The organism is Nonomuraea mesophila (genome assembly GCF_004352805.1).
Taxonomy (GTDB): domain Bacteria; phylum Actinomycetota; class Actinomycetes; order Streptosporangiales; family Streptosporangiaceae; genus Nonomuraea; species Nonomuraea longispora.
Genome location: NZ_SMLD01000110.1, coordinates 23,660 through 31,714 on the forward strand (window position 1 = coordinate 23,660; position 8,055 = coordinate 31,714).

The window sequence follows — 8,055 nt, forward strand, 5'->3', positions numbered from 1 at the left end:
GTGGCCTCCCCTCGACCTACTCGGGCAGCGCCGCCGGGTTCTGGGCGAGCAGCCCGCCGTCCACGCGGTGCTCGGCCCCGGTGATGAACGACGCTCGCGGGCCCGCGAGGAACGCCACCATCTCGGCCACCTCCTCGGGCCTGCCCACGCGGCCCAGCGGATGAGACGTGCCCCACTGCGCGACCTGCTCCTCCTGCGACAGCTCGCCGCGCCACAGGTCGGCCGCCCAGCGCAACATCGGCGTGTCCACCGAGCCGGGGCAGACCACGTTCACCCTGATCCCGTCGGCCGCGTGGTCGAGCGCCATGGCCCTGGTCAGGCCGTTCAGCGCGGCCTTGCTCGCGGTGTAGGCGGCCACCTGGGCCTGCGAGGAGAACGCCTGGACCGACGACATGACCACGATCGAGCCGCCGCCGCGGGCCCGCAGCCTCGGGACGGCGGCTTTGCACGTGAGATAGACGCCCTTGAGGTTGATGTCGAGCACCTCGTCCCAGACCTCTTCGGGGGTGTCCTCGACCGTGCCGTACCGCTGCACGCCCGCGCACGTCACCACGATGTCGAGCCCGCCGAACCTGGCCACGGCCAGGTCCACGAGGTCGCGCATGGCGCCCGCGCTGCGCACGTCGGCGATCCTGCCGACGACGTGCTCGCTGTCGAGCTCGGCGTCCTTGTCGGCGCCGCAGAAGACCACGGACGCGCCGCCGTCGGCCAGCCGGTCGACCACCGCCCGCCCGATGCCCGTCGAGCCGCCCGTGACCAGCGCGACCTTCCCGCCGAACTCGCTCATGCCAATACCTCCGCGCGCAACCGCAGTTCTTTTGTCTCGTGAGGGTCAAGGGTGAGGGCCGTGCCGTTGGCCACGGCGGCGGCCAGGCCGTCGGTGGGCATGCTGGAGAAGGGCTCGAGGCCGACCGTGTAGGCCCGGCCCCACCAGGGGTGATCGGTGGACGCCCCGAGCTCCTGCCACATCCACAGGTACGGCAGGACCCTGGCGTCCCACTCCACCCGCATACCGATGTCCCCCGAAATTTCGTACCAACCCTCGTCGAAGCCGGTCAGGTACACGATGTCGCTCGGCGTACCCCGTTCCGGCACCACGCTCAGGTCCGTCTCGCCGCCGCCGTCCGCCGGCACCACGGGCCACTGCCAGGGTCCGCCCGCCCTGACCCGCCGCCCTCCCGGGCCGATCGCGCTCTCGTGCGGGATCACGGTGACGCCCTCGGGGAGCCTGATCGTGGCGCCGGGGCGCAGGAACGGCAGGCCGTACACGATGTGCTGGCCCCACATGGCGTGCAGCGGGAGGTCCGACTCGTTGGTGACCCGCCCCTCGACCTCCAGCGCGGCCGTGCCCGACCGCAGCCGGAAGACCTTCTCCACCAGGTACGGCAGCCGCCGCGTGCGTACGTGCAGGCGTACCGCGACCTCGGTCTCGGAGTCGGCCACGACCTCGTACTCCCACGGGAGCCCGGAGACCTCGCCGTGCTGGGCCAGCCGCGCGCCCCGGTATTCGCTCGGAGCGCCGCCGTTGGGGAAGACCTCCTGCCAGCCGCCCTCGTAGTGGTCGACGAACTGGGCGACGTCGTCGGCCGCGCCCTGGAGGTGGTCGCGCGGGTCGCGCAGGCCCTGCGGGGAGAGCCAGACGAGGTCGGTGTCGGTGGGTTTGTGCAGGAACTCCACCACGTCGCCGCCCTTGCCGGGCACGACGGTCACGCGCAGCCGTTCGTTCTCCAGCACGACCGCCCGCAGCCCGTCGATCGTGATGTGCCGCAGGCGGGCCGCCCAGTTACGTCTCACTCGAAGGTCACATCCAGGAATCGGGGCCGGTAGATCGTCACGTCACGGTAGTGGTCGGTGTTCACGAAACTGTTGACGTTGTACGAGATCACGAGCCCGTCGCCCTTGACGTCGGGATGGGCGTGGGCGTTGTAGGTGAAGACGTCGCCCTTGGTCTCGGGGGTCGTGTAGACGTGCTGCTTGCCGGTGAACGGGCCGTACGGGGAGCAGGAGGAGTAGGCGACGATGTTCGGGTTGAGCGCCTCGGTAGTGTCATGAGTGATCAGGACATATCCCGATCCGACCTTACTGACGCTGTACTCGTTCGCCACCCCGCTCATCACCCGCGCCGAGTCGGCCTCGTCCGGCGACCAGGTGCCGTCGGCCTTGAGATATTCCCAGCGGCCCAGCAGGCTCTGCCCCTTGACCCTGGCGAGGTGCATGTACTTCGGCGACCCGAGGTCCTCGACGCCGTAGACGTAGGTGTACCCGCCGTCCTTGAGCGTCGCCGAGGCCCACGAGACGCCGTGCCCCGAGGGCAGGTCGTGCACGCTGATCGGCTCGTCGAGCCGCCCGGGGGCGAACCTGGCCACCACGTTGCGGTGCCAGCGCCAGTCCCACGCGCCCTCGCCGAAGCGCTCGTACTCCTGGTAGGTGACCTCCACGATGCCGCCGGCCAGCGTCGCGTCACCGGCCCAGAACCAGTGGTTCTCGTCGCGCGGCGGCATCACGGCGGTCGGCTTGTCCGAAGTGCCGTCGTGGATCGTGGACAGCCTGCCGTCGCGCTCGACGGCGAAGGTGTTGTTGAGGAAGACGGTCGTGCCGCCCTCCTCGACGACGGGCGGTCGCGAGCCGTCCGGATCGACCCGGCCGAGGAAGGTGTCGGAGAAGATCCACAGGTCCTTCCCGCCGGGCAGCTTGAGCGAGTAGGTGCCGTCGGCGCCGGTCCAGTCGTCGAGGCGGCTGTTGTCGTTGCCGTAGGTGGTGAACAGCCCGGTCAGGCGGGCGTTCGTGGTGGCGCCCGCGACGGTCGGCGCGCACTCGGAGGCGGCGGTGGCCTGCCGCTCCTGTGGCGCCGCCGAGGGCACCGGCCGGGGAGGCGCGGCCCAGACCGGCTGCGGCACGGCCGTCAGGCCGGTCAACGCGATGGCGAGGGGTGCGAGGGCGGAGCGGAATCGCGTCATCACTGGTCCTTGGGGGAGGAGGCTTCCTACAGTTCTAGTCATTAGATCACTTACTGTCTAGAGTCTCCTGATTTCACCCGAAAGCTGAGGCCGCCACCGCTACAGTGACGCCCGCGTGCTGATCACAGCAGAACGGATGGTGATGATGTCCTCGCACATGCCGGTCACCCGTCGGCGTTTGCTCAGAATCGGGGCGGGCGCCGCCGTCACGGCCGTGGCGGGCGCGGCGACCGCCACAGGCGCCGCGGCGGCCTCGGCCGAGGGCCGCTTCCAGCTGACCGCCCCCTCCAGCCCGCTCATCTGGAAGAAGGCGCTGCGCGACGAGACCGTGCTGCAGTCGTTCTCCTTCGACAACGACAACGGCCACATCTACACCGTCCAGGTGAAGAACGGCGGCGGGTCCAACGCCGCGGGTGACCTGTGCCTGACCAAGCTGAGCCTGAGCGGCTCGGTCCTCGGCCACATGTACCTCATGGGCTTCGGCCACGGCGTGCAGATCGGGGTCGAGCCGTCGGGGAGTTCGGCGTACCTGTGGACCGAGACCGACGCCGTGAGCGACGGCCACTCCGCCAGGGGAAGCAGGCTGGCCCGCTTCAAGTTCGTCAACGGGCAGACCCTGACGAGGTCGTCGTCGGCGCTCACCAAGTTCAGCCCGATCTCAGGAGCGGCCAACACCACCTGCGCGACGGACCCCTCGACCGGCCGGCTGGTCATGCGCTACCACGACGGCAGCTCCTTCCGCTTCGCGGTGTTCTCGCTTGCCGCGCTCAAGTCGGGCTCGGCCGACCCGATCCACGACGTGCCGCAGATGTCGGGTCTGGGCACCTTCCAGGGGTACGCCCCCTACGGCGACTACGTCTACATCCTGACCGGCAACGCCTACAGTGACGACAACCCGCCGCCCGGCAACTCGTTCATCACGTGCCTCGACCTGCGCACGGGGGACCGCATCCAGCGGGCGCGCACCGAGGCGGGCAGGTCGCTCGACTTCCGTGAGCCGGAGGGCATGGCCATCCAGCTCACCTCCGGCGGTCCCCGCCTGTGCCTGGGGCTCGCCTCGGGCGTGGCGAAGGCGCGCAAGGCCAGCATCTTCTACAAGACCGAGCTGATCTGAGCGGCCGGAAAAGGTGATGCTCCGTCGCGAACCGGCCCGGTAGCCTGCCCAGCATGGGCCACGTCGAAGTAGGACATCTGACATACGTGCTGCCCGACGGGCGGCCCCTGCTCAACGACGTGTCCTTCCGGATCGGCGAAGGCGTGAAGGCGGCGCTCGTCGGGCCCAACGGCGCGGGCAAGACCACGCTCATGCGGCTGATCGCGGGCGACCTCCAGCCGGTCGAGGGCACCGTGGCCGGCTCGGGCGGGCTGGGCGTGATGCGCCAGTTCATCGGCAGCGTGCGCGACGGCAGCGACGTGCGCGCCCTGCTGCTGGGCGTCGCACCGCCCGCCGTGCGGCAGGCGGCCGAACGGCTCGACGAGGCCGAGCTGGCGATGATGGAGCGCGACGACGAGAAGACGCAGATGCGTTACGCGCAGGCCATCAGCGACTACACCGACGCCGGTGGCTACGAGATCGAGGTGCTCTGGGACACCTGTACGGTCGCCGCGCTCGGCATTCCGTACGAACAGGTGAAATATCGCGACGTGGCCACCCTCTCAGGCGGCGAGCAGAAGCGGCTGGTCCTGGAGGCGCTGCTGCGCGGCCCCGACCAGACCCTGCTGCTCGACGAGCCCGACAACTACCTTGACGTGCCCGGCAAGGAGTGGCTGGAGCAGCAGCTCAGGGAGACGCCGAAGACGGTGCTGCTGGTCAGCCACGACCGCCAGCTGCTGGCCAACGCGGCCGACCGCATCATCACCGTCGAGTCGGGCGGCATCTGGATCCACGGCGGCGGGTTCGCCACCTACGCCGAGGCGCGCAGGGCCCGCAACGAGCGGCTCGACGAGCTGCGCAGGCGCTGGGACGAAGAGCACGCCAAGCTCAAGGCCCTGGTCAACATGTTGAAGAACAAAGCCCGCTACAACGACGGCATGGCCCCCGCCTACCACGCCGCCCAGACGCGGCTGCGCAAGTTCGAGGAGGCGGGGCCGCCCGAGGTGGCGCCGGCCGAGCAGAACATCACGATGCGGCTGCGCGGCGGCCGCACGGGCAAGCGCGCGGTCATCTGCGAAGGGCTGGAGCTCAGCGGCCTGATGCGCCCGTTCGACCTGGAGGTCTGGTACGGCGAGCGCGTCGCGGTGCTCGGCTCCAACGGCTCGGGCAAGTCCCACTTCCTGCGCCTGCTGGCGGGGGAGCAGGTCCGCCACGAGGGCGTGGCCCGGCTGGGCGCCCGGGTCGTGCCGGGCCACTTCGCCCAGACGCACGCCCGCCCCGAGCTGCTCGGCCGAACGCCTGTCGAGATCGTCATGACCGAGCACGCGCGGTTGAAGAACGAGGCGATGAAGACGCTGGCCCGCTACGAGCTGGCGGGCAGGGCCGCCGAGCAGCGCTTCGAGTCGTTGTCGGGCGGGCAACAGGCGCGCCTGCAGATCTTGCTGCTGGAGTTGTCGGGCGCCACGCTGCTGCTGCTCGACGAGCCGACCGACAACCTCGACCTGGCCAGCGCCGAGGCGCTGCAGGCGGGGCTGGACGCGTTCGACGGCACGGTGCTCGCCGTCACCCACGACCGCTGGTTCGCCACCGACTTCGACCGTTTCCTGGTCTTCGGCTCCGACGGCACGGTCTACGAGTCGCCCGAGCCGGTCTGGGACGAAGCCAGGGTCGTGCGCCCGCGTTAGGGGACCCGCGTTAAAGACTTGGTACGGCAGGCGCGTGTCCTCTGCCATCCGTGCCCATGCACGGGTTATCACGGCAAAGTGATCCCGCGTAGCCGAACCGTCAGCCTCCTCGCACTCGGGGCGATCTGCCTCGCCGGGTGCGCGAGCGAGGAACAACCCGTCCAGGAGCTCAAGCCGCTCGCGCTCAAGGAGCAGGTCTTCAATATCGTCAAGTCCGCCGACGGGTACGCCGTCAACTGGGCCGGCGTGCTCAGCAACGCCAACCCGTGGCACTTCGGCGAGCACGTGGTGGCCACGATCGTCGGTCAGGACACCAAGGGCGCCGAAGTGGTCAGGATGGACCAGCCGCTCGACGCCGTGCCGCCGGGCGGGTCGCTGGCCTTCACCGGCCAGGCCACCGCCACCCAGAAGCCCGCCAAGGTGACGATCCAGTATCGTCCGGCGCAGTGGCGGCTGGCGGCGCGGATCCCGTCGGCGTTCCGTGAGTTTCCCATCACCCGGACCCAGACCCTGCGCCAGAAAGACGGCTCATACCTTATTACGGGGTATGTGGATAATCCTTATCGTACGGCGGCGAGCAGTCTTGTCGTCAATGCCCTCCTGCGCGACAAATCGGGCAAACTTCTGGCCGGGGGCAGCACGTTCGTGGACGACGTGAAGGCGGGCCGCCCGCCGCGCTTCATCCTCACGGTGTCGGGGGTGCCCGCGCGCGCGAAGGTGGCCAAGACCGAGATCACCGCACGGACCTGGGGATCGACCGGCCGCCCTTACGAGGATCTGGCGCTCGGGGGCGCTCTGCCGGTGCACACGGTCAAGCCGACGACCGAGCCGTTCGCGGTGGACCGGAGCACCGAGATCGTCAGCAAGTATAAGCAATGATTTTCTGCCTCAAAGCTCGATAAATCTGGTCGCAGCGGGTTATCGCGAATATTCATGAGGAACCCGAACATGCCGCCCGACAAGCCATGCCAACGGCGCGGAAATGGTGGAACTACTAGTTACCGATCCATTACCTTCGGTCACATGGATGACCGCGTTCTGGTGGAAGCCCTTCGTGCCCGCGACGCCGACGCCGTGACCGCTCTCTACGACGCCTACGCGGAGAGCATCTACCGCTACTGCTGGTCCCTCCTCATGAGTGGCGACAGTGCGCAGGTGGCGCTCCGTGACACGCTGATCGCGGCCGAGGCGCACGCCGACGCGCTGGCCGAGCCTGAGCGGCTGCGCACCTGGCTGTACGCGCTGGCCCGCGCCGAATGCCTGCGGCGGAGGGCCTGCGTGCCGCCCGGCCCCGCGCAGGCGCTCGCCGAGGCGCCGCCGCTGGACGACCCGGCCGACGCCGACCTGCGGGTCATGGCGTGGAACGCGGTCCACGGCCTGCCCGTCACCGACCGTGAGGCGCTGGAGCTGGCCTACCGGCACGAGCTGCCAACCACCGAGCTCGCCCAGGTCCTCGCGCTCCCGCCGCGCCAGGTGGAGCAGGTCATGGAGGAGGCCCGCGAACACCTCGGCGGCGCGATCACGGCCGAGATCCTCGCCAGGAAGGGCCCGTACGACTGCCCGGTGCGCGCCCGCATCCTCGCCGGCTTCTCCGGCGAGCTGACCCAGGAGATGCGCGAGCACCTGATCAGGCACCTGTCGCGCTGCGAGACCTGCGCACCCCACCGCGACCGCGAGGTGTCGGCGCCCAAGGTCTACGCGCTGCTGCCGGCCGTGGCGCTGCCGCAGGCGCTGCGGGTCAGGGTGCTGAGCTGTTTCGGCGACCCGGAGTTGCTGCCCTACCGGCGCTACGTCGCCAGGCGGACCAGCGGCCTGGGAGCCGCCGGGTTTCCCGTTCCCGCGGACAAGGGCCCTGGAAGGTGGCCTCAGGCGCTGGCGGGTGCGCTGGCGGCGGTCGCGGCCGTGGTGGCGATAGCGGTGATCTTCCAGCAGATCGGCAGGGACAACGGCGGCCTGTCGGGCGTCGCCACGGCGGCCTTCCCCCCGACGGGCGAGCCGCCCGGCATCAGGCTGCCCTGGCAGGGCGAGCCGAAGAACCTCCCCGTCACCGTGATGCCCATCGTCGACGCCACGACCATGCGCCCGCTCGGCGTCACGGAGTCGCCCGGATTCCCGCCGCCCCTGGTCATCCCCTCACCCTCGCCCCTGCTGCCCTCGCCGACCGGCGGCCCGCCGCCGTCGCCCGGCCCGTGGCCCACCTGGCAGGGCCGGCCGCCCGGCCTTCCGCCGACGCAGGCCGGCCCGGGGCAGCCCTCCCTGGCGGAGCCTCCTCCCGTCAGACCCTCGCCGTCGCGGCACACGCACGCCCCCTCCAGCACCC

7 protein-coding genes are annotated in these 8,055 nt (G+C 70.3%); 4 read left to right on the forward strand and 3 right to left on the reverse strand.

From position 1 onward, the window contains the following. Positions 1-16 precede the first annotated feature (16 nt). Genes E1295_RS32175 through E1295_RS32185 form a run of 3 tightly spaced genes read right to left on the reverse strand, consistent with a single transcriptional unit; the run spans position 17 to position 2,957 of the window. Positions 17-787: an SDR family NAD(P)-dependent oxidoreductase gene (locus E1295_RS32175; RefSeq protein ID WP_132636256.1), complete on the reverse strand. Its 771-nt coding sequence runs from the start codon at positions 785-787 to the stop codon at positions 17-19. Then, positions 784-1,794 carry a DUF4432 family protein gene (locus E1295_RS32180; RefSeq protein WP_132636258.1) on the reverse strand — a complete coding sequence of 337 codons (1,011 nt, stop codon included), beginning with the start codon at positions 1,792-1,794 and terminating at the stop codon, positions 784-786. Before E1295_RS32180 ends, E1295_RS32175 begins: the two co-directional genes overlap by 4 nt. Next, positions 1,791-2,957, reverse strand: a complete 1,167-nt coding sequence (locus E1295_RS32185) for a glycoside hydrolase family 183 protein (RefSeq protein ID WP_132636260.1) — start codon at positions 2,955-2,957, stop codon at positions 1,791-1,793. Before E1295_RS32185 ends, E1295_RS32180 begins: the two co-directional genes overlap by 4 nt. A 178-nt stretch (positions 2,958-3,135) precedes the next feature. Here E1295_RS32185 and E1295_RS32190 point away from each other — a divergent pair, with 178 nt between their 5' ends. From E1295_RS32190 to E1295_RS32205, 4 genes are all read left to right on the forward strand, one after another. Further along, on the forward strand, positions 3,136-4,071 hold the full coding sequence (locus tag E1295_RS32190; RefSeq protein ID WP_220448998.1) for a phage baseplate protein: 936 nt from the start codon (positions 3,136-3,138) through the stop codon (positions 4,069-4,071). A 53-nt stretch (positions 4,072-4,124) separates the two neighbouring features. Beyond that, a complete protein-coding gene (locus E1295_RS32195; protein ID WP_132636262.1) occupies positions 4,125-5,735 on the forward strand; it encodes an ABC-F family ATP-binding cassette domain-containing protein in 1,611 nt (536 codons plus the stop codon). A gap of 78 nt (positions 5,736-5,813) precedes the next feature. Beyond that, complete coding sequence (locus tag E1295_RS32200; protein ID WP_132636264.1) at positions 5,814-6,614, forward strand: hypothetical protein; 801 nt, start codon at positions 5,814-5,816, stop codon at positions 6,612-6,614. Positions 6,615-6,758: 144 nt separating this feature from the next. Further along, on the forward strand, positions 6,759-8,055 hold a 1,297-nt coding region (locus E1295_RS32205), incomplete at its 3' end, for an RNA polymerase sigma factor (RefSeq protein ID WP_132636266.1).